Source organism: Sphingobium sp. TomTYG72, assembly GCF_055394715.1.
This window is the reverse complement of record NZ_AP027336.1, coordinates 1,153,822-1,179,940: the sequence shown is the minus strand read 5'-3', so window position 1 is coordinate 1,179,940 and position 26,119 is coordinate 1,153,822. Positions and strand designations below refer to the sequence as shown.

At 61.7% G+C, this 26,119-nt stretch carries 27 protein-coding genes and 1 pseudogene; 16 read left to right on the top strand and 12 right to left on the bottom strand.

Going from position 1 to position 26,119, the window contains the following annotated elements; translation table 11 throughout:
* Positions 1 to 168: 168 nt before the first annotated feature.
* Positions 169 to 393, bottom strand: a complete 225-nt coding sequence (locus tag ACZ5U1_RS06025; protein WP_464779799.1) for a NepR family anti-sigma factor — start codon at positions 391 to 393, stop codon at positions 169 to 171.
* Positions 394 to 690: 297 nt separating this feature from the next.
* On the opposite strand from ACZ5U1_RS06025, the gene ACZ5U1_RS06020 reads away from it, so the two are divergent.
* From ACZ5U1_RS06020 to prsR, 6 genes are all read left to right on the top strand, one after another.
* A complete protein-coding gene (locus ACZ5U1_RS06020; RefSeq protein WP_196226407.1) occupies positions 691 to 1,485 on the top strand; it encodes a response regulator in 795 nt (264 codons plus the stop codon).
* 343 nt (positions 1,486 to 1,828) lie between these two features.
* The gene (locus ACZ5U1_RS06015) at positions 1,829 to 2,497 is read left to right on the top strand and encodes a sigma-70 family RNA polymerase sigma factor (RefSeq protein ID WP_464779798.1); all 669 of its coding nucleotides are present in this window, start codon (positions 1,829 to 1,831) and stop codon (positions 2,495 to 2,497) included.
* 51 nt (positions 2,498 to 2,548) lie between these two features.
* Positions 2,549 to 2,818 carry a hypothetical protein gene (locus ACZ5U1_RS06010; protein WP_464779797.1) on the top strand — a complete coding sequence of 90 codons (270 nt, stop codon included), beginning with the start codon at positions 2,549 to 2,551 and terminating at the stop codon, positions 2,816 to 2,818.
* Positions 2,819 to 2,993: 175 nt separating this feature from the next.
* A complete protein-coding gene (locus ACZ5U1_RS06005) occupies positions 2,994 to 4,382 on the top strand; it encodes a TIGR03013 family XrtA/PEP-CTERM system glycosyltransferase (protein WP_464779796.1) in 1,389 nt (462 codons plus the stop codon).
* Between the two features lie 9 nt (positions 4,383 to 4,391).
* Positions 4,392 to 6,461 (top strand): XrtA/PEP-CTERM system histidine kinase PrsK, encoded by a 2,070-nt coding sequence (prsK, locus tag ACZ5U1_RS06000; RefSeq protein WP_464779795.1) that lies wholly within the window; start codon positions 4,392 to 4,394, stop codon positions 6,459 to 6,461.
* The gene (gene prsR, locus ACZ5U1_RS05995; protein WP_464779794.1) at positions 6,461 to 7,792 is read left to right on the top strand and encodes a PEP-CTERM-box response regulator transcription factor; all 1,332 of its coding nucleotides are present in this window, start codon (positions 6,461 to 6,463) and stop codon (positions 7,790 to 7,792) included. The genes prsK and prsR overlap by 1 nt, the downstream gene beginning before the upstream one ends.
* Positions 7,793 to 7,796: 4 nt before the next feature.
* Here the strand turns inward: prsR and ACZ5U1_RS05990 are convergent, their stop codons facing one another.
* Together ACZ5U1_RS05990 and ACZ5U1_RS05985 are read right to left on the bottom strand one after the other, a co-directional pair.
* The gene (locus ACZ5U1_RS05990; RefSeq protein ID WP_464779977.1) at positions 7,797 to 8,141 is read right to left on the bottom strand and encodes a GntR family transcriptional regulator; all 345 of its coding nucleotides are present in this window, start codon (positions 8,139 to 8,141) and stop codon (positions 7,797 to 7,799) included.
* Between the two features lie 71 nt (positions 8,142 to 8,212).
* The gene (locus tag ACZ5U1_RS05985; RefSeq protein ID WP_464779793.1) at positions 8,213 to 8,791 is read right to left on the bottom strand and encodes a nitroreductase family protein; all 579 of its coding nucleotides are present in this window, start codon (positions 8,789 to 8,791) and stop codon (positions 8,213 to 8,215) included.
* Between the two features lie 108 nt (positions 8,792 to 8,899).
* On the opposite strand from ACZ5U1_RS05985, the gene ACZ5U1_RS05980 reads away from it, so the two are divergent.
* A complete protein-coding gene (locus tag ACZ5U1_RS05980) occupies positions 8,900 to 10,480 on the top strand; it encodes a peptide MFS transporter (RefSeq protein ID WP_464779792.1) in 1,581 nt (526 codons plus the stop codon).
* Positions 10,481 to 10,484: 4 nt separating this feature from the next.
* Here the strand turns inward: ACZ5U1_RS05980 and ACZ5U1_RS05975 are convergent, their stop codons facing one another.
* Positions 10,485 to 10,955 carry an SH3 domain-containing protein gene (locus tag ACZ5U1_RS05975; RefSeq protein WP_464779791.1) on the bottom strand — a complete coding sequence of 157 codons (471 nt, stop codon included), beginning with the start codon at positions 10,953 to 10,955 and terminating at the stop codon, positions 10,485 to 10,487.
* Between the two features lie 125 nt (positions 10,956 to 11,080).
* On the opposite strand from ACZ5U1_RS05975, the gene ACZ5U1_RS05970 reads away from it, so the two are divergent.
* Positions 11,081 to 12,079 (top strand): 2-hydroxyacid dehydrogenase, encoded by a 999-nt coding sequence (locus tag ACZ5U1_RS05970; protein ID WP_464779790.1) that lies wholly within the window; start codon positions 11,081 to 11,083, stop codon positions 12,077 to 12,079.
* Positions 12,080 to 12,099: 20 nt separating this feature from the next.
* On the opposite strand, the gene copC is transcribed toward ACZ5U1_RS05970, so the two are convergent.
* Complete coding sequence (gene copC / locus ACZ5U1_RS05965; protein WP_464779789.1) at positions 12,100 to 12,477, bottom strand: copper homeostasis periplasmic binding protein CopC; 378 nt, start codon at positions 12,475 to 12,477, stop codon at positions 12,100 to 12,102.
* A 132-nt stretch (positions 12,478 to 12,609) separates the two neighbouring features.
* On the opposite strand from copC, the gene ACZ5U1_RS05960 reads away from it, so the two are divergent.
* The 4 genes from ACZ5U1_RS05960 (at position 12,610) to ACZ5U1_RS05945 (ending at position 15,755) form a co-directional block, all read left to right on the top strand.
* Positions 12,610 to 14,343: a copper resistance system multicopper oxidase gene (locus tag ACZ5U1_RS05960; protein WP_464779788.1), complete on the top strand. Its 1,734-nt coding sequence runs from the start codon at positions 12,610 to 12,612 to the stop codon at positions 14,341 to 14,343.
* A complete protein-coding gene (locus ACZ5U1_RS05955) occupies positions 14,340 to 15,254 on the top strand; it encodes a copper resistance protein B (protein WP_464779787.1) in 915 nt (304 codons plus the stop codon). The genes ACZ5U1_RS05960 and ACZ5U1_RS05955 overlap by 4 nt, the downstream gene beginning before the upstream one ends.
* A 107-nt stretch (positions 15,255 to 15,361) precedes the next feature.
* On the top strand, positions 15,362 to 15,547 hold the full coding sequence (locus ACZ5U1_RS05950; protein ID WP_062120434.1) for a DUF1328 domain-containing protein: 186 nt from the start codon (positions 15,362 to 15,364) through the stop codon (positions 15,545 to 15,547).
* A gap of 4 nt (positions 15,548 to 15,551) precedes the next feature.
* A complete protein-coding gene (locus ACZ5U1_RS05945; protein ID WP_464779786.1) occupies positions 15,552 to 15,755 on the top strand; it encodes a DUF5818 domain-containing protein in 204 nt (67 codons plus the stop codon).
* 26 nt (positions 15,756 to 15,781) lie between these two features.
* Here ACZ5U1_RS05945 and ACZ5U1_RS05940 read toward each other — a convergent pair whose 3' ends face one another.
* Entirely contained in the window at positions 15,782 to 16,060 is a 279-nt protein-coding gene (locus ACZ5U1_RS05940; protein WP_464779785.1) for a hypothetical protein, read from the bottom strand.
* 384 nt (positions 16,061 to 16,444) lie between these two features.
* On the opposite strand from ACZ5U1_RS05940, the gene acnA reads away from it, so the two are divergent.
* The 3 genes from acnA (at position 16,445) to ACZ5U1_RS05925 (ending at position 20,389) form a co-directional block, all read left to right on the top strand.
* Positions 16,445 to 19,114 carry an aconitate hydratase AcnA gene (acnA, locus tag ACZ5U1_RS05935; RefSeq protein ID WP_464779784.1) on the top strand — a complete coding sequence of 890 codons (2,670 nt, stop codon included), beginning with the start codon at positions 16,445 to 16,447 and terminating at the stop codon, positions 19,112 to 19,114.
* A 243-nt stretch (positions 19,115 to 19,357) separates the two neighbouring features.
* Positions 19,358 to 19,615, top strand: a complete 258-nt coding sequence (locus ACZ5U1_RS05930) for a CBU_0592 family membrane protein (RefSeq protein ID WP_464779783.1) — start codon at positions 19,358 to 19,360, stop codon at positions 19,613 to 19,615.
* A gap of 72 nt (positions 19,616 to 19,687) precedes the next feature.
* Complete coding sequence (locus ACZ5U1_RS05925; RefSeq protein ID WP_464779782.1) at positions 19,688 to 20,389, top strand: glutamine amidotransferase; 702 nt, start codon at positions 19,688 to 19,690, stop codon at positions 20,387 to 20,389.
* Positions 20,390 to 20,405: 16 nt separating this feature from the next.
* Here the strand turns inward: ACZ5U1_RS05925 and ACZ5U1_RS05920 are convergent, their stop codons facing one another.
* Positions 20,406 to 21,062, bottom strand: coding sequence for a glutathione S-transferase (locus ACZ5U1_RS05920; protein ID WP_464779781.1), 657 nt, complete (start codon positions 21,060 to 21,062; stop codon positions 20,406 to 20,408).
* Between the two features lie 123 nt (positions 21,063 to 21,185).
* Between ACZ5U1_RS05920 and ACZ5U1_RS05915 the strand changes: the two genes are divergently transcribed.
* Positions 21,186 to 22,409 carry a polyhydroxyalkanoate depolymerase gene (locus tag ACZ5U1_RS05915; RefSeq protein ID WP_464779780.1) on the top strand — a complete coding sequence of 408 codons (1,224 nt, stop codon included), beginning with the start codon at positions 21,186 to 21,188 and terminating at the stop codon, positions 22,407 to 22,409.
* 7 nt (positions 22,410 to 22,416) lie between these two features.
* Here ACZ5U1_RS05915 and ACZ5U1_RS05910 read toward each other — a convergent pair whose 3' ends face one another.
* From ACZ5U1_RS05910 to ACZ5U1_RS05890, 5 genes and pseudogenes are all read right to left on the bottom strand, one after another.
* Positions 22,417 to 22,776, bottom strand: coding sequence for a YbaN family protein (locus tag ACZ5U1_RS05910; protein WP_464779779.1), 360 nt, complete (start codon positions 22,774 to 22,776; stop codon positions 22,417 to 22,419).
* The gene (locus ACZ5U1_RS05905) at positions 22,776 to 24,080 is read right to left on the bottom strand and encodes a sensor histidine kinase (RefSeq protein WP_464779976.1); all 1,305 of its coding nucleotides are present in this window, start codon (positions 24,078 to 24,080) and stop codon (positions 22,776 to 22,778) included. The genes ACZ5U1_RS05910 and ACZ5U1_RS05905 overlap by 1 nt, the downstream gene beginning before the upstream one ends.
* A 159-nt stretch (positions 24,081 to 24,239) precedes the next feature.
* Positions 24,240 to 24,905 (bottom strand): response regulator transcription factor, encoded by a 666-nt coding sequence (locus ACZ5U1_RS05900; RefSeq protein WP_449471888.1) that lies wholly within the window; start codon positions 24,903 to 24,905, stop codon positions 24,240 to 24,242.
* Positions 24,906 to 24,941: 36 nt separating this feature from the next.
* Positions 24,942 to 25,278: pseudogene (locus ACZ5U1_RS05895) on the bottom strand (hypothetical protein).
* A 45-nt stretch (positions 25,279 to 25,323) separates the two neighbouring features.
* Positions 25,324 to 26,055: an SIMPL domain-containing protein gene (locus tag ACZ5U1_RS05890; RefSeq protein WP_464779778.1), complete on the bottom strand. Its 732-nt coding sequence runs from the start codon at positions 26,053 to 26,055 to the stop codon at positions 25,324 to 25,326.
* Positions 26,056 to 26,119 lie beyond the last annotated feature (64 nt).

Sequence of the window (26,119 nt, the reverse complement as noted above, 5' to 3'; positions counted from 1 at the left end):
GTCCCGTTCATGCGATAATCAGGAATGTGTCGACCGGAATGGCTTGGCGCACGCGAATATGTGCGACCCAAGCAGCAGCGGATCGACCCGCGCATATTCCATTTTCGAAAAGCACCAGTCTGCCCTCCGTCCGGGACGCCTCAATGAAGTCGGCCCTTGAACCGACGCTTAGTCCAGCTTCCGCAGTAGGTCGAGCATTTCGGAGGGAATGTCTTCATCCACCGCGCGCTGATAGACGGAGCGCAGCGCGTTGGCGACCTGTCCGTCACCCTTGGCCGGGGAGGACCGCCGTTTTCGGGGGGCGCTGCCAGTCACGCCCGAATCCGGGGTGTTGGCGCCGACATCTTTCTTGTCCCCTCCCTTCACAGCCCGTTCCGTCGTTGAAGCAACCAAAATACGCCCCTCTGCAACGCTAACATGTCAATCGACATTTCTTTTGCGGCTTTCCCGCACGACGTCAATTGACCGCCAGCGGACCTTTACATCAAAATCCAGATTTCAGTTAAAAAACCGAACGGCAGTGAAACAAATCTTTTCGTCGTTGGTTCCGCACTTCGAAGCATTTTTTGTGGCCTTGTGAAAGGCGACCGAGAGGGGCGGGGGCTTGCCACATCGGCATCGGCAATCCATCCTTTCGCGCAGCGAGTGTTTGGTAGCAATGCGCCCTATGGGCTGGGAGAAGATTTACAGATGTCGCTTGGACAGCAACTGCACCCCCATCTTCCTTTCTTGCGCCGCTATGCCCGCGCCCTGACGGGCAGCCAGGGCCATGGTGACGCCTATGTTCGTGCGACGCTGGAAGCGATCGTCGCGGCGCCCGAAGAGTTTCCGGCCGATGTCGATCCGCGGCTTGGCCTTTACCGGACTTTCCACGCGATCTGGTCGTCCTCCCATCTGGAAGATGGCCCGGTCCTGACGGGCAATGACGGGCAGGAAGCGGTCGCGCAGGCGCGCCTCGCGCGGTTGACGCCGCTCCCCCGGCAGGCGCTGCTGCTGACGGCGCTGGAAGGTTTCACGGTCGATGACGTAGGCTATCTGATCGGTCTGGACCCGGCCGATGTCGAAGCCCTGGTGGAAGAAGCGCTTGGCGAGATCGAGGCGCAGACGCGCGCCAAGGTCCTGATCATCGAGGACGAGCCTATCATCGCCATGGACATCGAAACGATCGTCCGCGACCTTGGCCATGAAGTGACGGCAATTGCCGTGACGCGTGAAGATGCGGTGCGCGAAGCGATGGCGGAGCGGCCGGGGCTGGTGCTGGCCGACATTCAGCTGGCGGACGATTCCAGCGGTATCGATGCGGTGAAGGACATATTGGCGGAGTTCTCCGTGCCGGTCATTTTTATCACCGCCTTCCCGGAACGTCTGCTGACGGGCGAACGCCCAGAACCGACATTCCTGATTACCAAGCCGTTCCAGCGTTCGACCGTCAAAGCGGCCATTTCGCAGGCTCTTTTCTTTGACGAGGCCACCGCCCCGGTATGATTGGGCAAAGCCGTCGTGCCATAAAAGACTGAATGAGTGGCGGAACCCGGCTCATTCCCCCGCGTTATTCATGCGTAACGATCGGGAGGTGAATTATGGCGGAAGAGGAAAAGCACGTTGCTACCGAAGACGCCAGGTCAGGATCGACGCCACACATAGTCCGTTACATTCTCGGCATTTCGCTGCCTCTGGTAATTATTGGCATGCTGATCGTGCTGTGGAGCTATTACGGGTAAACAACATTGGTTCCGTGGAACAATGGGTATAGTATGCGGACGCACATATGGCTTTGACGGCTTCGGTTCATGAGGCGAGGGCGACAGCCAGTAAGAGGGTTGTTCCCATGAGCGAAGGGCTTGGCCAGGAGGCGGAGCACCAGGAAGAAGAGCGGCAATCGCTCTCGGATTCGGATTTCAAACGTGAACTGGCTGCGGTGATCCCGCACTTGCGCGCGTTTGGCCGGTCCCTTTCGGGTAATCGCGATGTCGCCGATGACCTCGTTCAGGAAACGCTTTTGAAGGCATGGGCGGCGCGTGCCCGTTTCCAGGCGGGCACCAACATGCGCGCCTGGACGTTCATCATTTTGCGCAACCATTATCTTTCGCAGATGCGGCGTTCGCGCTTCCGTGGGGATTGGGATGACCTGACGGCGGATCGCTTGCTTGCGGCGCCTGCTGGGCAGGACAAGCATGTCGAGCTTTCCGACATGCAGCGTGCTCTGTTGCAATTGCCCCAGCCGCAGCGCGAGGCGCTCATCCTCGTCGGCGCGGGCGGCTTTGCCTATGAAGAGGCCGCCGAAATCTGCGGCGTCGCGGTTGGAACGATCAAGAGCCGGGTGGCGCGTGGACGCGCCGCGCTGGAGCAGATTCTCGAAAGCGGCGATTTGCCGTCGCGGCGGACGCAGGAGACCAGAGACACAGCCGTGCTGGACGAGATCATGGACGATGTCGATCGCCTCAGTCGGGGGCGTGAGACAAGGCAGAGTCCCGACCTGGATGCCGATGACGTATAAGGCCGGTTCCTGCCGACCTTCCCGGATGGGAAGGGGGATGGGAGAAGGACTATGGTTGAGGGTGGAAGGAGAGACCCTCCTCTGGACCGCGAACAGCGGGACCAGATGATCGAAACCCAGCGGTCTCGCGGTAGCACCGTGATTTTCGCGATCGTTGCGATTGCCCTGATCCTGGCTATCGGCTTCTTCTACCTGACAAAGGAACGCGAAAATCGAGTGGGCGACACGCTGATCGAAGCGGCCGATTCACCCGATAGCGCGGCGCATGTCGTCGGCGATGCTGCTCAAAATGAGGCGGCACGGCTGAATAACCGGAACTGACCTGCGGACAGACGCAGGTAACGCAACAAGCAGCGGCGCAGGCCATCTTCAGAAAATCTTTGGGAATTTCCTCCACAGTCAGCGCATTGTCGGATTTTCTTACAGCTACTGTAAGCGATTCCGATGCCAACAAGGCTGCCTTTGCCAATGGCAGCGCCGGGAATGCGCGCGACTGATGATCAGGCTTTTCAAACATTATGTGCCGCATGCCGTGCTGCTGTTGGGACTGCTTGATCTGCTGCTGCTGCTGGGCGCTGCCGAAGCCGGATGGATATTGAGAGCTCGGCAGATCGGCATGGATGTCGATCAGATCACGACGCGCGCCGCGCCACTGATCAGCTTTGCGCTGTCGATACAGACTGCCATGATCGCGGTGGGCGTCTATGGGACGGAAGCGCTCCAATCGATCCGTTTTGCCTTTGCGCGCCTGCTCGTGGCGATCTCGCTGGGCGTCATATTCCTGTCGGTCATGCATTTCGTCCTGCCTGACCTGACGCTTTGGCGATCCAACTCTCTTTATGCCATGGCGCTTGCTGTCGCTCTCCTGTTGGCGGTGCGGCTGCTGTTGGGGTCGATGCTCGGCGGTGAAGCGTTCAAGCGTCGGCTTGTCGTGCTGGGCGCGGGCAATCGCGCCAATCGCATCCGCGAATTGGAACAGCGCAAGGGGGCAGGATTCCTGATCGTCGGATATATCGCGATGAATGACGGGACGCAGGTGATCCCCGAAGCGATCAACCGTAGCGCCATCTATAATCTGGCGGATTTCGTGGTGCGGCTGGCTGCCAGCGAGGTCGTGCTGGCGCTGGAGGAGCGGCGCAACGCGCTCCCCTTGTCCGATCTCCTGCGCATCAAGACGACTGGCGTCCATGTGAACGAGATTTCGACTTTCCTCGAACGGGAGACGGGGCGGGTCGACCTCGACAGCGTAAATCCCAGTTGGCTGATCTTTTCGGATGGTTTCTCCGCAGGCCGCCGCCTGTCCAGCATCGCCAAGCGGCTCTTCGACGTCATCGCCAGTTCGATCCTTCTGCTGCTGACCGGCCCGATCATCCTGATCGCCGCGATCCTAGTGAAGCTCGACAGCAAAGGCCCTGCTTTCTATCGCCAGCAACGCGTCGGCCTGTTCGGTGAAGAATTCTGGATCGTGAAGCTGCGCACCATGCGGCAGGATGCGGAGGTAAGCGGGCAGGCGGTCTGGGCGGAAAAGGACGATCCCCGGATTACCCGGCTCGGCTATTGGCTGCGTAAGCTGCGCATCGATGAACTGCCGCAAACATGGACGGTGTTGAAGGGCGAGATGAGCTTCGTCGGCCCCCGGCCGGAGCGGCGCCAGTTCGTCGAGGATCTGGAACAACATCTGCGCTATTATGCGGAGCGCCACATGGTGAAGCCGGGCATCACCGGCTGGGCGCAGATCAATTATCCCTATGGCGCATCGATCGAGGACAGCCGGAACAAGCTGGAATATGATCTCTACTACGCCAAAAATTATACGCCCTTTCTCGACCTGCTGATCCTGATCCAGACCCTGCGCGTCATCCTGTGGCCGGAAGGGGCGCGCTGAGGCGCGGCGATGGGCACGCTGCTGCAATTTGTCGGAGATTGGGGCCACGCGCTGGCCGCCGTGCTGTTCGCGGCGGTAGGGATATTCGCTCTGCGTCGCCAGGAGCAAGCGGCAGACCAGCGGATGCTGGCCGTCGCCCTGCTGCTGACATCCTGCTGGTCGCTCTATGTCTCCTTCGGCGGGGTCGATAAGCCGCTGACGGGCATTGGCGAGAATATCCGCAACGCCGCATGGCTGTTGTTGCTGTTCATGATGCTGCGCCGGGACGCGGCTGCGCGGGCGGGATCGATGGTGGCGATCGGGTCGGTCTATGCCGCCGTGGCGGGGCTGATCCTGCTCCAGACCTTCACGGACCTCATCTGGCGGGAATTACCCGGCACGAGCGACCTGCACCACATATTGGTGCAGGCATCGCTTAGCCTGCACATGATGACGGCGGTTGGCGGGCTGATGCTGGTCCACCATCTCTACATCAGCTGGCCTCCGCAGCAGCGGGGCCGGGTGGCGTTGCTGCTGGGGGCGCTGGCGGCGATGTGGACCTATGATTTCAACCTCTATGTGATCGGCTATTTCGCGATCGAGCGGGCGAGTTCGCTTTATGCGCTTCGTGGCTTGCTGATGGCGCTGCTCGCTCCGGTGATTGCAGTGGGCATGCGGCGGGACATGGCAGCGCAGGTTCAACTGTCCCGATTGCTGACCTTTCGTGCGCTCTCGCTTGTTTCGATCACGCTCTACATGATCCTTATCGCAGCTGCGGGATTGGCGATCGAGCTGCTTGCTGGCCCATATGCCCGGATCATCCAGATCGGATGTGTCTTCTTCATGGCCGTCAGCGCGCTGGTGCTGCTGCCTTCGCCCCGGATAAGGGCGCTTTGGAAGGTGCAGGTCGCCAAGCATTTCTTCCAGCATCGCTATGACTATCGCACCGAATGGATGCGTTTTGGCGAGACGATCGGCAGGCCGGGCAATGACGCACCCCCGCTCGGCGAACGGGTGGCGAAGGCGGTGGCCGACATCACCGATTCCCCCGCCGCCATATTGATGCTGCGCGCGGAGGACGGCTCTCTCGCGCTGGAAACCCATTGGAACTGGGATGGCGAGCTTGCTCATGAGGCAACGGTGCCTGCGCCTTTCGCCCTGCTGATCGAGCGGAGCGGCTGGATCATCGACATCGATCAAGACCTCGCTCGACGTGAGGGCCGTGAAGCGCCCGGATGGATGCGTGCGGATGCGCGGGCCTGGGTGTTGGTCCCACTGATCCATTTTGGCAAGCTGATTGGCGCCATCCTGCTGGCGCGGCCTGCAATGGACCGACGGCTGGACTGGGAAGATCTCGACATGCTGCGCACTGCCGGGCGGCAGGCGGCGAGCTACTTGAGCGAGGCACAGGGCCAGCAGGCGTTGGACGATGCCCAGCGGTTCGACGAGTTCAACCGGCGCTTCGCCTTCATCATACATGACGTCAAGAATCTGGTCAGCCAGCTGTCCTTGCTCGCCCGAAATGCAGAGCGGCATGCCGATAATCCCGATTTCCGCGCAGACATGGTGCTGACGCTCAAGGAATCGGTGGGCAAGATGAACGACCTGCTGGCGCGCCTGTCCCAGCATAACAAGGCGCGCACTGCCGAGCGCCAGCGGGTATCGCTGCAAGAAATTGCGGAGAAGGTTGCCCGGAGCCGATCGCGCCAGCATGAGGTTCGGCTGACAGGAGACGCTCCGCTCGCCTTGGCCGATCCGGCGAGGGTCGAACAGATTATCGTCCACCTGATGCAGAATGCGATCGACGCCAGCGCGGCGGGCGAGCCGGTCGAAATCCGGCTGGGCTGGGATGGCCGCTACTCGACGATAGAAGTGATCGATCAGGGCTGCGGGATGACCGCCGAATATGTGCGCCGTGATCTGTTCAAACCCTTTTCCTCCAGCAAGGCGGGGGGCTTTGGGATCGGCGCTTTCGAAGCGCGGGCGTTGGCGCAGGGAATGGACGGAAGCATCGAGGTGGAAAGCGAGCCTGGGCAGGGAAGCCGTTTCACGCTGCGCCTTCCGCTCGCGCCGCATGGGACAGAGGGGATGGCCGCCTGATGAGCGACACGCGACCCAAATTGTTGATCGTGGAGGATGACCCCGGCCTGCAACGGCAGTTGCGTTGGGCCTATGAGGATTATCAGCTGTTCATCGCGGGCGACCGGGAGGAAGCGATCGAGATGTTGCGGACAGAGGCTCCCGATGTCGTAACGCTGGACCTTGGCCTGCCGCCTGATCCGGACGGCACCAGTGAGGGTTTTGCGACGCTGGCTGAGATGCTCCAGATCAAGCCCGATACGAAGATCATCGTCGCCTCGGGTCATGGGGCGCGCGAAAGTGCGCTCAACGCCATTTCCGGCGGGGCTTATGATTTTTATCAGAAGCCTGTTGATATTGACGAGCTGGGCCTGATCGTCCGCCGCGCCTTCCATGTCCACGCGCTGGAGAGGGAAAATGCCCGGCTTGCCGAGGTCGCGCCAGAGGAAGCGCGCGTGCTGGGGCGGTTGATAACAGCGGCCCCGGAAATGCTGAAGGTTGCCCGAACCATCGAGCGGGTGGCTGCGGCACAGGTTTCGGTGCTGCTGACCGGCGCAAGCGGAACGGGCAAGGAATTGCTGGCGCAGGGGCTGCATGATGCGAGCCCGCGCCGGAATAACGCTTTTGTCGCTGTGAACTGCGCCGCGATCCCGGAGGCGTTGCTGGAAGCCGAGCTGTTCGGCCAGAACGGCGTGGCGGGCAAGATCGAACGCGCGCACGGCGGGACATTGTTTCTGGACGAGATCGGCGAATTGCCGCTGGCTTTGCAGATGAAGCTGTTGCGTTTCCTACAGGATCGGCTGGTCGCCAGCGGGCCGGAGACGGTCAGGGTAGACACGCGCATCCTGTGCGCAACGCATCAGGATTTGGAGGAGATGATCCGCGCGGGCGATTTCCGCGAGGACCTATATTATCGCCTCGCCGAGATTGTCGTGCGGATACCAGCCTTGAAGGATCGGCCCGGAGATCCGGCGTTGCTGGCCCGTCATTTCCTCAACCGCTTCGCCAAGGAGATGAATCCGCAGGTCAAGGGACTGGCTCCCGACGCTCTTGCCGCGCTCGACGCGTGGACGTGGCCGGGCAATGTGCGCGAGCTGGAAAATCGCATGAAGCGCGCGGTGATCATGGCCGATGGCAAGCATGTCACGGCCGCCGATCTGGACTTGGATGGCGACCGGATGGAGAGCAGCGACTTCGTGAATCTGAAGGCCGCGCGGGAAATGGCGGATCGGCGCGTCATCAGGCGGGCGATCGCGCGGACGGACGGCAATATCTCAGGCGCGGCGAAGATGCTGGGGATCAGTCGTCCAACTTTGTACGACTTGCTCAAACAATATCAGATACAGGGTTGAGTCATCAGGCTAGTTCAAGCCCGAGGTCCCCAGCCGAAATGCCCAGCCGCTTGATCTGATCGGCGACCGGCGGCCATAATTCGTCTAGAAACCGCCGCCGTTCCGCTTCGCGCAGGCGGCGTGTCGCGCCTTCGGCTACGAACATACCGACCCCGCGCCTGACCACTATCAGACCGTCATCCTGAAAGCATTGATAGGCCTTGGCAACGGTCAGCGGATTGGCGCCCTCTTGAGCGGCGAGCGCACGGACAGAAGGAAGGATGTCGCCATCGCGATAGCTGCCGTCGAGTATCGAGGCAGCGATGACGTCGCGGAGCCGCAGATAAACGGGTTTTGACTCATCGGCCATAAGTGCATCAGTGCCATAATACAGCGATGCAGGCAATGCGATGAGCCGAGTCCGTTACCGCAATCGCCTATCTATCTGTCCCAAATGGAAACTATTTTGTCATATTCTGGCCGAGGCCGTTCTTCCTGCGGGCGCCCCGGCGTGCCGATGAATATGAATCCGGCGAGGCGTTCCTCGCCATGCGCAAAGGCTTCGCGCACATCCTCATTATAGGCTGGCCAGCCGGTCAGCCATCCCGCCGCAAAGCCAAGGGCATGACTGGCGTGCAGCAGGTTCATGATCGCCGCGCCCGAGGATAATTGCTGTTCCCAGACCGGGATCTTGCTTCCTGTCACCGGAGAGGAAAGGGCGACCACCAAAGTGGGCGCCTGATGGGCGAACTGGCGCATGGCCTCCAGCTCCAGCCGCCCTGCATCCGGCTTCTCGCGTCGATAGGCGTCCTCCAGCAGGGCAGCGAGGCTTTCGCGCTTGTCATCGGGAACGATCACGAACCGCCACGGCGCCAGCTTGCCATGGTCGGGCGTACGCAGCGCGATCTCCAATATCTCGCGCAACTGTCCGGCATCGGGGCCGGGCGCGATAAGGTCGCGCGGTTTGCCGGAACGGCGGGTGCGCAAGAGCGAGAGCGGAGTGGTTGCATCGTTGAACATGGCGCTCCAAATGGCGCGGCTCCACGCGGGGCGCAAGTGCGGCCTGCTTTGACAGGGGCGGGATTTCCGATCTAGGCTTCGCCCCTCCTTGGTCCGGACGGGAAACGGATGGCAACCGCATCACCTATGACGCCTGCGGCGGGCAGGACATGGCTTGGCCACCCGCGCGGGCTGTTCCTGCTGTTCTTCGTCGAAATGTGGGAGCGCTTTTCCTTCTACGGCATGCGCGCGCTGCTGATCTTCTACCTGACGCAGCATTTCCTGTTTTCCGATCGTGACGCCGCCCATTCCTATGGCGCCTATATGTCGCTGATCTATATTTCGCCGCTGATGGGTGGCTATCTGGCTGACCGTTATCTTGGGCAGCGCAAGGCGGTGCTCTTCGGTGGCATCGTCATCGCCGCCGGGCACATCATCCTTGGCATGGAGGCGGATGGAGCGGCCAATAGCATGGGGCTTGGCCTCTTCTGGCTGGGCCTTGCGACGGTCATCGTCGGCACCGGATTTCTAAAGGCCAGCGTGTCCGCAATGGTGGGTCAGCTTTACCCGCGCGACGATATGCGGCGCGATCCGGCCTATACGATCTTTTATATGGGCATCAATGTCGGCGCCACGATCGGGCCGGTGATCTGCGGCTATCTGGGACAGCGCTGGGGCTGGCATTGGGGCTTTGGCGCGGCGTCTGTCGGAATGATCGCGGGAGTCATCGGCTTCGTGCTGTGCAAGCCGTTGTTGCAGGGTAGGGGAGAGCCGCCAGATCCGGCGCGGCTGGCAGAGCGGGTCGGCGGCATCATCAGCCGCGAGTGGCTGGTCTATCTGTCGAGCCTGCTGTCCATTCTGCTGTGCTGGCTGCTGATCCAGCAGCATGCGGTCGTGGGATGGATGCTGGCGGGCGCGAGCGTGCTGATGGTGATCTACATATTGTGGGAAGCGTTCGGCCGGATGGAGCGGATCGGGCGCGACCGCATGCTGGCGGCGCTATTCCTGCTGGTGATCAACCCGCTCTTTTGGGGCCTGTATGAGCAGACGGGTTCTTCGCTCAGTCTTTTCACCCACCGTTACACGGACAGGAGCATTCTTGGCTTTGAAGTGCCCGCTTCGATGTTCCAGTCGGTCAATGCCGCCTATATCCTGATCTTTGGGCCGATCATGGCAGCCTTGTGGATTGCGCTGGCGAAAAAAGGACGGGAACCATCTACCCCTGCCAAGTTTGGTCTGGCGCTCATCTTGGTCGGCGCGGGATTTCTGATATTGGTGGCGGGCGCGGGAATGCCCGGAACGCTGACGCCGATCCTGTTCATCTTCCTGCTTTATCTTTGCCACACGCTAGGGGAATTGTGCCTGTCTCCGGTCGGTCTGTCGGCCATGTCGAAGCTCGCGCCGTCGCGGATGATCGGCCTGATGATGGGGATATGGTTCCTCGCGATGGCGCTTGGAGAATATGTCGCGGGGATGATCGCGGCTGCCACGGGCGGCACGGAAGGCGCAGCGTCACGCGACAGCGTGCTGAGCGTCTATGACCAGATTGGCTGGTGGTCGATCGGCATCGGCGTGGTTGTCATGGCCATCGCGCCGCTGGTGAAGCGGCTGATGCATGTCGATCAACTCGGCGGCGATGAAGGCACGGAGGCAGAGGCGCAGCGGGATAGCTTCGCCATCGTCGATTACGCGGGCGACAAGTCGGCCTGAATCGTCAGGAGGTCGCGCCCCAAATGTCGGTGGCGCGAATGAAGCCGCGCTGACCGCCGACGTCGAACCCGCACCAGCCATCATTGCAGGATGACAGCCGACCGACCACGCCCTTTTCCGCGCGGAAAACGGTGCGTGCCCCATCGCGCGCGGAATCCCGCATGGGCGCGACCGACGCAGTCACGATGGCCGTCGGCGTGTCGCTGAGCAACCGGACGTGCATCCAGCCTTGCGTGCCGTCCGGATCCTCGATCTTGCGCCACAAGCCCAGCACCTGCACCACCTTCACGGGCAAGTCGCGGCGGCGATAGACCCAGCTTGACGGATAATCCAGGCTGGGGCCGACGCGCATGCGCGCTTCGTCCTGGCTGAGCGAGGCCCAGTAGGGGACGGGTTTGGATGGTGCCGCCGATGTGCCGCTGGCGAACCACAGTGCGGCGGCGACGATCCCCGCTTGAGGCAGATACCTCTTCATCCCCGATCTTTTCCCCTTGAAGTGACAGCCGGTTATAGCGTCGGGCCGATGCGCCCGACAACCATTGTCTTGGGCCTGTGCCATAAGCGCTTGACCACCGCCATCGCCAGGAATAGCGGCTGATCATGGCCAAGAAACCGCGTCCCGCCAAGCCGCGCGTCGTCGTGACACGCCGCCTGCCTCCCAATGTCGAGGCACGGATGGCCGAACTGTTCGACACAGTGTTCAATGTGGGCGACGTGCCCATGGACCGCACGGCGTTGACCCGGGCGATGGCGCAATGCGACGTGCTAGTGCCTTCCGTGACGGATCAGATCGACGCGGCCCTCATCGATCTTGCGCCCGAACGCCTGCAACTGATCGCCAGCTTCGGCAGCGGCGTCGATCATATCGACCTCAGCGCGGCACGGCGGAAGGGCATCATCGTCACCAATACGCCCGGCGTTCTCACTGAAGACACCGCCGATATGACGATGGCGCTCATCTTGTCAGTCCCCCGGCGGCTGGCCGAGGGAGAGAAGCTGGTGCGGTCGGGCACCTGGCCCGGCTGGAGCCCGTCCGGCATGCTGGGGCATCGCATCGGCGGCAAGAAGCTGGGCATTATCGGCATGGGCCGGATCGGTCGGGCGGTTGCGCGGCGTGCGGCGGCCTTCGGCCTGTCGATTGCCTATCACAACCGCCATCGGTTGCCTTTTGAGGTCGAACATGAACTGGAGGCGGCGTGGCACGCTGATGTCGATACGCTGCTGAGCGAATGTGACATCGTGTCGATCAACTGTCCCCTCAACGCCGACAGCAGGGCATTGATCGACGCGCGGCGCATCGCGCTGATGCGGCCCGACGCCTATCTCATCAACACCTCCCGCGCGGAAATCACCGACGAGCCTGCGCTGATCGCGGCGCTGGCAGAAGGCCGGATCGCCGGAGCCGGGCTGGACGTCTATGCGCATGAGCCAGCCGTTGACCCGCGCCTGCTCGCGCTGTCCAACGTGGTGTTGCTGCCGCACATGGGATCGGCGACTTTCGAGGGACGGGACGCCACCGGCGCTCGCGTCATCGCCAACATCCGCAGCTGGGCCGACGGACATCGCCCGCCCAATCAGGTGTTGGAAGGCTGGGTCTAGAGCGCAGGCGGTGGCGCGGACTATTTGACCGTAAAGCTGTATTTCCCCGAAATCTTGCGTTGGTCGGCGCCAGCCGCATGCCAGTTGAGGTCATAGCTGCCCACCGGCAAGGCGCGGGGCAGGGTGACCGTCAGGGTCCTGCCATCGCCTTCGATCAATGTCTTGAACCCCTTGATCGGCATGGGTGCATGGCTGGCCATTCCCGGCATCCCTGTCATGACCAGATCGACGCTGCTCAAGGCTGGAAGCAGCTTTTCGGAGAAGGTCAGGCTGAGCTTTGCAGGCTTGCTGACGGTAGCATTGGCCGCAGGGGTAGAGGACAGCAATTTTGGTTGCGCGCTTGCCAGAGAGGGTATGGCGGCCAACATAAGGGCGGAGGCGAACAGGGTAGGGCGCATGGTGCTGAACTCCGGTAATTATTGGTCACGGGATATGGGCGTCTTCCCTGACCTCGCAAGGACGGGCATGAATTTTTGCATGAGGCGCTGCAAGGTGCAGCACATATCTTTCAGGAAAAGGGGACTGGGATCATGAGCGGCCTTGACCGTCGTGGCGTGATCCGGGGATTGGGCGGCGTTCTGGCGCTGAGCCCGCTATTCCCTGCCTGGGCGCGAAGCGGCACTGCGGGTTTGACGCGCACTTCCGAAGTGTTGAGCGGCGAAGATATCGCGCTGACGGTTGGCGAAGGGCATTTTCCCACGGGCGGACGCTGGGCGCATGCAGTCATGGTGAATGGCACGCTGCCCGCGCCACTCATCCGGTTGAGGGAAGGGCAGAATGTCCGCCTGTCGGTCACTAACAGGCTGAAGGAAGATACGTCGATCCACTGGCACGGGCTGATCGTGCCTTTCCAGATGGACGGCGTGCCGGGCGTCAGCTTCCCCGGCATCCGGCCGGGCGAGACTTTCACGTACGAATTTCCCGTGCGGCAGTCAGGCACCTACTGGTATCACAGCCATTCCGGCATGCAGGAGGCGGTCGGCCATTACGGCCCGATCGTCATCGATCCCGCCGACGCCGACCCGGTGCAGGCGGATCGCGAGCATGTGATCGTCTTGTCGGACTGGAGCCCAGTCCACCCCCATATGCTGCTTAAGCGGTTGAAGCAGATGGGCGGCTATTTCAACATGCAGAAGCAGGCGCTGGCCGGGCTGCTGGCGGGTAAGGATCAGACCGCAAAAGAGCGCCTGCAATGGGGCGCGATGCGGATGGATCCTACCGATATTTCGGATGTGACCGGATCGACATACAGCTTCCTCGTCAATGGGCACGGTACAGCGGAAAACTGGACTGGCCTTTTCACGCCGGGCGAGCGGGTGCGCTTGCGGATCATCAATGCTTCGGCGATGACCAACTTCAATGTCCGGTTGCCGGGGTTGGCGATGACGGTGGTGCAGTGCGACGGCCAGCATGTGCAGCCGGTCGAAACGGACGAGTTCGAGATCGGCATTGCGGAAACCTATGATGTCGTGGTCCAGCCTGCCGAGGCCAAGCCCTATGGCCTGATTGCGGAAGCGATCGACCGGTCGGGCTTGGTCCGCGCGACACTGGCGCCGCGCATCGGCATGGTCGCAGAGGTGCCGCCGCTACGTGAGCGCCCTCTGTTGGGCATGAAGGATATGGGCATGGACATGGCCGGGATGGACATGGGGCAAGGCGGCGTCATCGACCTCAGCCAGCCAGCCAATGAAAGCATGGCCGGGCATTCCATGAAGATGCGGGACAAGTCCGTCGCGCCGCAGGTCAACATGGGACCGGGCGTCGCCACACTTTCTCCCATGCCTGTGGATCGCATCGCTGATCGGCCGACGGGGCTGGAAAATGTTCCGCATCGGGTGCTGACCTATGCCGACCTCAAATCACTGCATCCGCACAAGGATCGGCGGACGCCATCGCGAACGCTCGACATCCATCTCACCGCGAACATGGAACGCTATATGTGGTCCTTCGACGGGGTGAAGCTGTCCGATGGAGCCGAGCCCATCCCGTTCCGCCACATGGAGCGAGTGCGCGTGAACCTTATCAATGACACGATGATGCCCCATCCCATCCATCTGCACGGCCATTTCTTCGAACTTGTGGTGGGTGCGGACGAACATAATCCCCTCAAGCATACGGTGAACGTCCTTCCCGGCGGCAAGGTCAGTTTCGACCTGACCGCCGATGCGCTGGGCGACTGGGCATTTCACTGTCACATGCTGATGCACATGCATGCGGGTATGATGCGCGTCGTGACGGTGCGTCATGAGGAGGACGCAGCATGAGATTTGCCGTCGCGGCGCTGGTGCTGCTTTCTCCCACGCTGCCCGCTCAGGCGCAGCAGATGGACCACAGCCACATGCACCATGACGCCATGGAGCAGGTGCCGCAGGAGGATCATTCATCGCATTCCCCTGCCGACGCGAGCAAAGCCCCGCCTGCTGCCGATCAGGATGTTCCTCAAACGGCGCCGCCAGCACCGCCCAAGGATCATGCAGCCGACGTCTTCTACGGCGCGGACGAAATGGCGCGCGCCCGCGCCGCCATGCTCAAGGAAAGCGGCGGCATGAGCTTTTCCAAACTGATGCTCGACCGGCTGGAATATCGCGCGGGCAAGGCGGCCGACGCCTATCATTGGGAAGGCGAGGGCTGGATCGGCGGGGACATCAACCGCCTGGCTTTCAAATCGGAAGGCGAAGGCAAGACTGGCGGCGGACTCGAACATGCGGAGGTGCAGGCGCTCTACAGCCGGGCGATCGACCCCTGGTTCAATCTGGAGGCGGGGTTGAGGCAGGACTTCGGCCCCGATCCCGACCGTACCTATGTGGTCGCCGGGATTGATGGACTTGCTCCCTATTGGTTTGAAGTGAGCGCCCAGGCGTTTCTGTCCAACAAGGGCGACGGACATTTGCGGCTGGAGGCCAGCTATGACCAGCGCATCACGCAGCGGCTGATCCTGCAACCGGCGGCGGAACTGAATTTCGCCGCCCAGGATGTTCCAGAGCTTGGCATAGGATCGGGATTGTCGGACGTCGAATTGGGGCTGCGGCTGCGCTATGAACTCGCCCGCGAGTTCGCGCCCTATGCCGGGGTGAATTGGGAGCGCAAGCTGGGCGGAACGGCTCGCATGGCAAGGGCCAACGGGGATGCCGCATCCGCCGCCAGTTTCGTGTTGGGCGTCCGCTTCTGGTTCTGATCGGAAAGCGATCCGGGGCCAAGGGGCGCCATGATCGAAGGTGGCTGCGGAACTGGCGGGCGCCGTCGTCGGCTCAGAGAATATCTATTATAGCGAAGGATTACATCATGATCCGTCTTGCCATCATTTCGCTGGTGATCGCCGCGGTGCTGGCCATTCTCGGCTTTGGCGGCGCCGCTGGCACCTTTGTCGGCATTGCGAAGATTCTCTTCTTCCTTGCGATCGCGCTGTTCGTGATCTTCCTTGTTCTCGGCCTGCTTGCTGGAAAAGGGATCAAGAACGCCATAGATTGAGCGCATGATCGAGATTGGCGCTGGAGTTGACGAAACCGGTAGGCTGACGCGAGACGAAGCCGGTTTCCTGCTCCAGCGCGATCTGGGCGGGACTTTCCGCCTCGTTCTGCTGCGAGTTCCTGTCGACCATATGGAAAAGCGCGTTCGCGTGCAGGGCTTTTATGCAGGCGATGAGATCGTGGAAGTGGAAGGCGTCGCCGCCATTTGAATTACTTCAACGGTAGCGATCACATGTCACGCGGTCAGGGGATCGCCCGGCGGAACGGCGGTGTGAGTCTGTACGAAACGTGCGCAAGCGCCGACGCCACGGTTATTTTCCAGCGGCAGGGCGGTTTCGCAATAGGCGCATTCGGCCATCAGACGGCCTACCATCCATTGGCTTCGGCCACAGCTGGGGCAATGGTTGGCTTCCCCGACATGATAATGGATGATGTATCCCCTTAGGGCCGGGTCAAATGACTTGCCGGTCACGAGGTTGGAAACTGGGCGCATCGTCTCTTCCTCCTCAGACATATTTTATCGGTCATCCAGTGAAGAATATCGTCGATATTTCAAAACACTGCGATACAACGACTTAAGTCAGAGCGCGCGACCCGCTTTATTTCCTGGTAACCCGCTCCATCTGTCAGAACGCGGTTACACTTCAATGTATCCCGCGCGCTGGGCCGCCGTCTACAATAAAGATTCGCGGGTCGTCCCATTTCGCGCCTTCGCATTGACTTGGCGACGGCAGTCGCTATGGCGGCGGCCATCAAGGGACATACCCGCTTCGGCCATCGGTTGGGGCGCATCCCGCCATCTTGTCGGTCCATCATTCGATGTACTGGGCAAGTCCATGGTGGAATGTCGTTATCCTCCTAGCCCCTTGGCCGGGCATTGCGAGGAGACGCACGACTCATGACCGCCATCGGACAGGACACTCTCGGCACGCGCGACACTTTGAAGGTCGGCGGCAAGGACATTGCCTATTATTCGCTGAAGAAGGCTGCTGCAAAGCTGGGTGACGTTTCGCGCCTGCCCTTCTCGATGAAGGTGCTGCTGGAAAACCTGCTCCGTTTCGAGGATGGCGTGACCGTCACCACCGACGACATCAAGGCGATTGTCGCGTGGCAGAATGACAAGGGCAAGGCCGAGCGCGAGATCCAGTATCGCCCCGCCCGCGTGCTAATGCAGGACTTCACCGGCGTTCCTTGCGTGGTCGATCTGGCCGCCATGCGCGACGCGATGACCGCGCTGGGCGCCGACGCCGCCAAGATCAACCCCCAGGTGCCTGTCCACCTCGTCATCGACCACTCGGTCATGGTCGATGAATTCGGCACGCCCAAGGCGTTCGAGCAGAATGTGGAAATCGAATATCAGCGCAACATGGAGCGCTATGACTTCCTGAAGTGGGGCTCCAAGTCGCTCGCCAACTTCTACGCCGTCCCGCCGGGCACCGGCATCTGCCATCAGGTGAACCTGGAAAATATCGCGCAGGCCGTGTGGTCGAGCGAAGGCCCTGACGGCGTGACCGTCGCCTATCCCGACACCTGCGTCGGCACCGACAGCCACACCACCATGATCAACGGTCTGGGCGTTCTGGGCTGGGGCGTGGGCGGCATTGAGGCCGAAGCAGCGATGCTGGGCCAGCCCGTTTCCATGCTCATCCCCGAAGTCGTCGGCTTCAAGCTGACCGGCGAGCTGAAGGAAGGCGTGACCGCCACCGATCTCGTGCTGACCTGCACCGCCATGCTGCGCCAGAAGGGCGTGGTTGGCCGTTTCGTCGAATATTTCGGCCCCGGCCTTGCTTCGCTGTCGCTGGCCGACCGCGCGACGCTCGCCAACATGGCGCCGGAATATGGCGCGACCTGCGGTTTCTTCGGTATCGACGACAAGACGCTGGATTACATGCGCCTGACCGGCCGTACCGAAGAGAATATCGCGCTGGTCGAGGCCTATGCCAAGGAGCAGGGCTTCTGGATCGACCCCGCCGTCGAGCCGGTCTTCACCGACACGCTGGAACTCGACCTTGCCACCGTCGTGCCCAGCCTTGCCGGTCCCAAGCGCCCGCAGGACCGCGTCGCGCTGCCCGAAGTCGATGACGTCTTCAACGCCGACATGGCCAACACCTACAAGAAGGCGCAGCAGCGCGTTCCGGTCGAGGGCAAGGATTTCGACATTGGCGACGGCGACGTCACCATCGCCGCGATCACCAGCTGCACCAACACGTCGAACCCCGGCGTTCTGGTCGCCGCCGGCCTCGTCGCCAAGAAGGCCAACGAACTCGGCCTGAAGCCCAAGCCCTGGGTCAAGACCTCGCTCGCTCCCGGTTCGCAGGTCGTCACCGACTATTTGAACAAGGCGGGCCTTCAGGAGCATCTGGACGCAGTCGGCTTCAACCTCGTTGGCTATGGCTGCACCACCTGCATCGGCAACTCCGGCCCGCTGGCCGAGCCGATCAGCAAGGCGATCAACGAAAACGGTCTGGTCGCGGCCGCCGTCATCTCGGGCAACCGCAACTTCGAAGGCCGCGTGTCGCCGGACGTTCGTGCGAACTTCCTCGCCTCGCCGCCGCTGGTCGTCGCCTATGCGCTCAAGGGCACGGTGATCGAGGACTTCATCACCACCCCGATCGGTCAGGGCAAGGACGGTCAGGACGTGTTCCTGAAGGACATCTGGCCGACCAATGACGAAGTGGCCTCGACCATGGCGGGCTGCATGGACCGTCCGATGTTCCAGGCACGCTATGCCGACGTCTATAAGGGCGACGCGCACTGGCAGGCGATCGATGTCACAGGATCCGCGACCTACAGCTGGCGCGCTGGTTCGACCTATGTCGCCAACCCGCCTTACTTCGAGGGTCTGACCATGACGCCGAAGCCGGTCACCGACATCGTCGAAGCCAAGCCGCTGGCGATCTTCGGCGACTCGATCACCACCGACCACATCTCGCCGGCCGGTTCGATCAAGGCGACCAGCCCCGCAGGCAAGTGGCTGTCCGAGCATCAGGTCGCTCAGGCCGACTTCAACAGCTATGGCGCGCGCCGTGGCCATCACGAAGTCATGATGCGCGGCACCTTCGCCAACATCCGCATCAAGAACCTGATGCTGGATGGCGTCGAAGGCGGCATGACCCGCTATGAAGGCGAAGTCATGCCGATCTACGACGCGGCGATGAAGCACAAGGCTGACGGCACTTCGCTGGTCGTCATCGGCGGCAAGGAATATGGCACCGGATCGTCGCGCGACTGGGCGGCGAAGGGCACCAACCTCCTTGGCGTCCGCGCCGTGATCGTCGAAAGCTTCGAGCGCATCCACCGTTCGAACCTGGTCGGCATGGGCGTGCTGCCGCTCCAGTTCAAGAATGGCGAAAGCCGCGAGACTTTCGGTTTCACCGGCGATGAAACCTTCACTATCCAGAATGTCGCGGGCCTGAAGCCGCGTCAGGACGTGGACGTGATCGTGAAGCGCGCCGATGGCTCGACCTTCACCTTCACCGCGCTCTGCCGGATCGATACCGTCAACGAGCTGGAATATTTCATGAACGGCGGCATCCTCCAATACGTCCTGCGCAAGCTGGCCGCCTGATCAACTGAGGCGTTGAAAAGAAAACAGAAGGCTCTCTCCGTAAGGAGGGGGCCTTTTGTTTGTCAGAAGATCGTTCGCGCAGAGGCGCAGAAGCCGCAGAGAATGTTTGAGCTTACCGGCTCACCCTTGTTTCCAGACGCTCACTTGCCGCATTCCGTTGCATCTCTGCGTCCTCTGCGCCTCTGCGCGAAAATCGTTCAACCTTCGCCAAGTCGCTGATAAGGGTTCCGCCGGAGGGTCGGAATGACAATTTTCATCGAACTCGTCGGCTGGCTCGGCGCGCTTCTGGTTCTGGGCGCCTATATCCTGGTCTCGGCGGGGCGATTGTCCGGCAGTTCAGCGGTTTTCCAGTGGATGAACGCGCTCGGCGCAGCCTTCTTCGTGCTCAATACCTGGTGGCATGGCGCCATCCCTTCCATGGTGCTCAACATCGTCTGGAGCGCTATCGGCTTCACAGCCCTGTGGCGTATCTGGCGCGGCAAGACTGCGGATGGCCGATAGGATGGTTATCGCCTCCTCAAGAAAGGCTGGGGTAGCGGGCGCGCGTTCGATCGATTAGGCATCTCATCAGCAATGAAAAAAGCACTGATCGTCCGTCATGTGCCGCGAGAGGGAGCGGCCGGGTTTCTCCAGCCGATCGAGGCGGCGGGCTATGAGATCGAGCGGATCGATGTTGCCAGCCCTGAATTCGCCCATGTGGATTTGTGTACGCCGGACCTCCTGATCATGATGGGCGGCCCAATGGGCGTTTATGAACAGGACATCCATCCCTGGATTCCGTTGCAGATCGACAAGCTCGCCGCGCGGCTGGAGCAGGACCTGCCGACTCTGGGCGTATGTTTGGGCAGCCAGATGATCGCTGCGGCGCTCGGCTCGCGCGTCTATCCTGGAGAGGCGATGGAACTCGGCTTCGCGCCCGTCACGCTGAACGGCGCTGGCGCGGATTCGCCCCTGCGGCATATTCAGGATGTGCCGGTGCTGCACTGGCATAGCGATACGTTTGAGCTGCCGCGCGGCGTTGAATTGCTGGCTTCAACCGATGCATACGCGCATCAGGCATTCCGTCGGGGCCGCAATCTGCTGGCGCTGCAATTCCATGCCGAGATGGGCGAGGACCCGCGCTTCGAGGATTGGTTGACGCATTTCTGGGCCGATCTGGACATCGCAAAACAGTGTGGCGTGGCCCTGCGGCGTGATCATGATGAACATGGGCCGGGAGCGGTCGCAGCAGGCCGCGCCATGATCGGCGATTGGCTGGCGAAATTAAGCGGCTGATAAGCTGGGTCGGAATTTAGAATTCGACGTCCAGTTCCTCGACCTCATCCGGCTCTTTCCGGGCGTCCTCGATCCACTCGCGCATCAGGTCCCAGCTGTTGACCGTGTCGCAATAGGCGGCCGCCGGGCCTTGCAACGTCACGGCATAGGTCAGGAACCGCTGCACGACGGGCGCGAACATGGCGTCCGCCACCGTGGGGCTGTCGCCGAACAGCCAAGGGCCGCCATAGGAACCCAGACATTCGGTCCAGATCGCCTCGACCCGTTCAATATCCGGCTTCGCACCTGAAAAGATCGGGAACTTCTTGTGCCGGACTTTCAGGTTCATCGGCAGGGCGGATCGCAGGTTGGCGAAACCGGAATGGATCTCACCCGATATCGACCGGCAATGGGCGCGCGCGATGCGATCCTTGGGGTACATGCCTGCGTTCGGATATAGTTCATGCAGATATTCTGCGATGGCTAGCGTGTCCCAAACACTCGCGCCCTCGTGAGTGAGGCGCGGCACCAGCACGGAAGGCGTCAGCAGCAAAAGCTCAGCGCGGTTTTCCAGATTTTCCAGCGCCACCATCTTCTCGGTGACGCGTAGTCCGGCGAGGCGGCACAGCAGCCAGCCCCGCAGCGACCAAGAGGAATAGATCTTGCTCGATATGGTCAATTCCGCAATGGCCATGACGATCCTCCCGCTCTTTATAGTTTTCCACCAAACATGATGCAGCGCAATACGAAAAAATCAGTATAACGAACGGTGGTGGCCGAATCGGCCGGGGGAACATTTTGGGGCGCCGTTCATATTATGACGATGCTGTATAGTGGCTATCAGGCTTTGGAAGACATGCTGGCTCCGGCGCGTTTCGGCGCGGAACTGGCCTTGAATCTTCGTGACAAGATGGGGCCGATGGCCGATTGGGCCATGCCCCGCCGCATGTTCGCGCTGATGGATGTATTCCAGGGCGCACGGCTCACGCACAAGCGCCCCGCCTACGGCATCAACGAAGTCCGTAGCGGCAATGCCCTTGTTGCAGTGCGAGAAGAAGTGCTGCTCGACCTGCCCTTCGGCAACCTGCTCCATTTCGCGAAGGATGATGTCGAAACGGAACAGCCGCGCGTGCTCCTTGTGGCGCCAATGTCAGGCCATTTCTCAACCCTGCTGCGCAGCACCGTGCGGACCTTGCTGTGCGATCATGACGTCTACATCACCGATTGGAAGAATGCGCGCGATGTTCCCTTGTCGGCAGGGCGCTTCGGCTTTGACGACTATGTCGATTATGTGATCACCTGCATGCAGGAGCTTGGCCCGGGCGCACACATGCTGTCCGTTTGTCAGCCCTGCGTACCGGCCTTTGCCGCCGTCGCACTGATGGCCGAGGATGGCGATGCCGCAACGCCGCGATCCATGACGCTGATGGCTGGCCCGATCGATCCGCGCGCGGCGCCGACCGTCGTCAACGAACTATCCAACGAGCGGCCGATCGAGTGGTTCGAACGGCAACTGATTACCTCCGTACCGATGCGCTATGCCGGTGCCGGACGGCGCGTCTATCCCGGCTTTCTGCAACTGTCCGCATTCCTGTCGATGAATTTGGAACGTCACGGCGCCCAACATCGCGAGCTTTATCAGTTGCTGGCGGACGGGGAAGAAGAAGAGGCCGAGAAGATCAAGGATTTCTATCAGGAATATTTCGCGGTTCTGGACATGACCGCCGAATTTTATCTGGAGACCGTAGAGCGCGTGTTTCAGCGCACTCTGCTCGCGAAAGGCGAGCTCAAGCATCGTGGCCGACTCGTCAATCCGGGCGCCATTCGAAGGACGGCGCTGCTGACGGTCGAGGGGGAAAAGGACGATATCTGCGCGGTCGGGCAAACTGCGGCGGCGCATGCGCTTTGCACGGGATTGCGGCCTCACCTGAAGCGGCATCACCTGCAAATCGGTGCCGGTCATTATGGCGTGTTCGCTGGGAGCAAGTGGGAGAAGGAGGTTTTCCCGCAGGTCCGCAACATGATTCTGGCGATGAACTGACCAAGGGCTAAGCGCCGCCCTCCGGTCGCGACCATACCCAAGTTCCACCAATTAGTGCGGCCGCCACCGGGATCAGGAACCAAGGGAAAGGCACCAGGAACAGCGCCAGCACTGCGCTGAACGTAAAAGCCGCAAGCGCCGCCTGCTTTCCCCGGCGGCTGATTGCCCCCTTGTCACGCCAGCGTCGGATATGCGGCCCGAAATGCCGATGATCGAGCAGCCTCGCCTCCAGCGCCGGGCTTGACCGGGCGAAGCAGAATGCGGCCAATATCATGAAGGGCACCGTGGGCAGAAGGGGAAGGGCAATGCCCAGCGCACCAAGGCCCAGCGAAATAAATCCTGCCCCAAGATAAAGCACCCGCCTCATCAGGCGGCAGGCAGTCGCAGCCGCACCATCAACCCGCCCAGATCTTCACTTTCCTCCATCGCCACCGATCCGCCATAGATTTCCGCGACGTCGCGCACGATTGCCAGGCCAAGGCCAGTGCCCGGCTTTCCGGAATCCAGCCTGACGCCACGGTCGAAAATGCGGGTACGTTCCTCCTGCGGGATACCCAGGCCGTCATCCTCGACCAATATCTCGACCATGGCTCCGGCGCGGCCGACCGTGGCGAACACACTGCCGCCACCATATTTTGCCGCATTTTCGATAAGGTTGCCCAGCATCTCGTCCAGGTCCTGACGCTCCACCCGAACCGCAACCTCCTTGTCGCCATCCATGTCGATCCGCGCTTCGGGATAGAGGCGCTGGACGGCGCGCTCGACCGCTTGCAGGCTTGTCCATACTTCCGCCCGGCTCTGCGCCGCGCCGCGCCGCCCTACCGCGCGGGCGCGCGCCAGATGGTGATCGACCTGCCTGCGCATCGTCGTGGCTTCCCGAATGACGGTTTCACCCAGGTCCGCCGATTGCGCGGTCGCGGCGTTCATGATGACAGTCAGAGGCGTTTTCAGCGCATGGGCAAGATTGCCCGCATGGGTTCGCGCCTCTTCCGCCTGCCGCTCATTATGGGCGAGAAGGGCGTTCAGTTCCTCGACCATGGGTAGAACTTCGGACGGCATCGGTTCGGTGACGCGGTTCTTTTCGCCCGCCCGCATCCTGACGATTTCCTTGCGCACCCGCCGCAGCGGCCGGAGCCCGTACAGGGTCTGGAGCGTCGTAAGCACGATAAGGCCGAGCGCGAGCAGGGCAAAACTCTGGGTCAGCGTGGACCGCAACGTGGTGATCTGGTCGTCCAGCCCGGCACGGGCGGCCGCGACCATGAACATCCAGCGCGTATCCGAACCCGGCAGGACGATGGTCCGCTCCATGATCCGCAAGTCCTCGCCCGGAAACTGCTTGCTGTCATAGGCGTGGAAGCTGCGGTCATCATGCTCGGGCAACACCCTAAGCGCCCGATCCCACAGCGATCGTGATCGCCAGTCCTCATGCCCCTTGGCACTGATCTGGTAATAAAGGCCGCTATTGGGCTCCAGAAAGCGCTGATCGGCTAGCGGGCGGTTGAACAGCACTTCGCCATCCGGCCCGATCTCGGCCGAAGCGATCATCGCCGTCAGCACATAGTTGAGCCCGTCATCGAAATTGCGTGTGATCGCCTGCGACAGCACGCGGTCGAGCGCCAATCCGCCACCCAGCAGCAGGATGCTGATCCACAGCGCCGCGATGCCGATCATGCGCCGACTGAGCGACCCGGTCGAATGGACCGTGGGAGGGGAGGCTGGACTGGTCATTACAGCTGTCTGATGCCCACTTCGTTCGCCCGGGCTTGCCGAAGATTGTCCCGGCAGAAAAGGGGGCTTTGGCGGAACCAGCCCGGGGCAGAATTTGAGACCTTAGCGGGCGGGCTCGTCCAGGCTGTAGCCAAGACCGCGTATCGTCGTGATGACGTCCGCGCCCAGCTTCTTGCGAATGCGGGTAACGAACACTTCGATCGTGTTGGAATCGCGGTCGAAATCCTGATCGTAGATATGTTCGATCAACTCGGTGCGGCTGACCACCTTGCCCTTATGGTGGAGAAGGTAAGACAGCAGCTTATATTCCTGCGCGGTCAGTTTTACCGGCTCGCCCTTCAACGTGACCTTGCCCGAACGCGTGTCCAGCCGGACGTCGCCCGCGATCAGTTCGCTCGATGCATTGCCCGAAGCGCGACGGATAAGGGCGCGCAACCGCGCGATGAGCTCCTCGCTCTGAAACGGCTTGGCCAGGTAATCGTCCGCGCCTGCGTCCAGCCCCGCGACCTTGTCGGACCAGCTATCCCGCGCGGTCAGTACCAGCACCGGGAAGCTTCGCCCCTCCTTGCGCCAGCGGTCCAGCACCGTCAGCCCGTCGATCGTGGGCAGGCCAAGGTCGAGGACCACGGCATCATAGCTTTCCGTCGTGCCCAGGAAGTGCCCGTCCTCGCCATCCGTCGCAAGGTCCACGGCATAGCCCGCGCCCTCCAGCGTGTTGCGGAGCTGTTGCCCTAGGCTTGGTTCATCTTCGACGATCAGCAGACGCATATGGCTCCGTTTCTTTTTGGTTTGCCTTTTGGCGCGTCAGTGCGCCCGGCCGGTTATATCACCTGTGCGGCCGTCCGCATCAACCCAAACCACCTTACCGTCCTTCACATATTTCAGGCGATAGCGGTTGGAGGATGGATTGAATTCCGCGCCAAGGTAGGTCGCTCCCCCCATCGCGGCATCTACGCGCCGCTTGATGAGGGAAAATGGCATGGTCTCCCCATCCAGCATCGCCCGGCGCGCCGCGTCCTGCTCGCCACGTTGACCGGCCTCGGCGTAGGATGGCACGGCCACCATCGCGGTGATGGCGGCCATACTGGCAATCAGGCTACTAAGCTTCATCGTCATGTGGCATGCCATAGGCGACAAGCATTGAACAGGTGGTGAATGGTGGCGTCAGCGCGGTGACAGGTGCCGGTCAGCGCTCCAGTGCATATTGGACGGTCAGGGTCACTGACGATCCAACCTGCCCCGGTTCTACCGGTGTCGCCTCCGCCGCATCTGCCTTGAAGCGGGCCGTCATCATCGGCATCGGCGGACGGCCGCCGCTGTTGCTCTCTGCGATGGAGATGAGCCGCGCGGTACGATAGCCTGCGGCCTGCGCATAGAAATCCGCCTGCGCCTTGGCGCTCTTCAACGCAGCGCCGCGCGCCTGGACCAGCATCGGGGTTGGATCCTCGATGGAGAAGGACGGGCCGTTGACGTTGGTCGCGCCCGCCTCGACCAGTGTGTCGAGCAGTTGCCCCGTCTTCTTGATGTCGCGCAGCTTGATCGTCAGCTGGTTCGACGCTTCATAACCGATGAAACGAGGGCCAGCAGGCTCACCATTCTGGTTGCTGTAGTCATATTGGGCGCTGAGATTAATGCCGCTTGTCTGAATATCTTTCTTGGGAATCCCGGCCTTGGCAAGGGTGGCGATCAGCCGGTCCATCTTCACCGCATTCTCGCGCATAGCCTGCGCGGCTGTGGGCGCGCGCGTTTGAACGCCCGTGCCGACCACGACCTGATCCGGCGCCGCCTCAACTGTTTCCGTTACGTTGAGCGTCACGACAGGAGCGGTCTCGGCGATGGTCACGCTGGTCTGCGCGACCGCCATGGCAGGAATCGACACAGCAGCGGCGGCGGCCATCAGGGCCAGGGCGGACTTCATGAGCGTATCTCCTTGAAAAGCTATGCAGCCCGTTTGTAACGGCTGCGATGAATGGACGCTGACA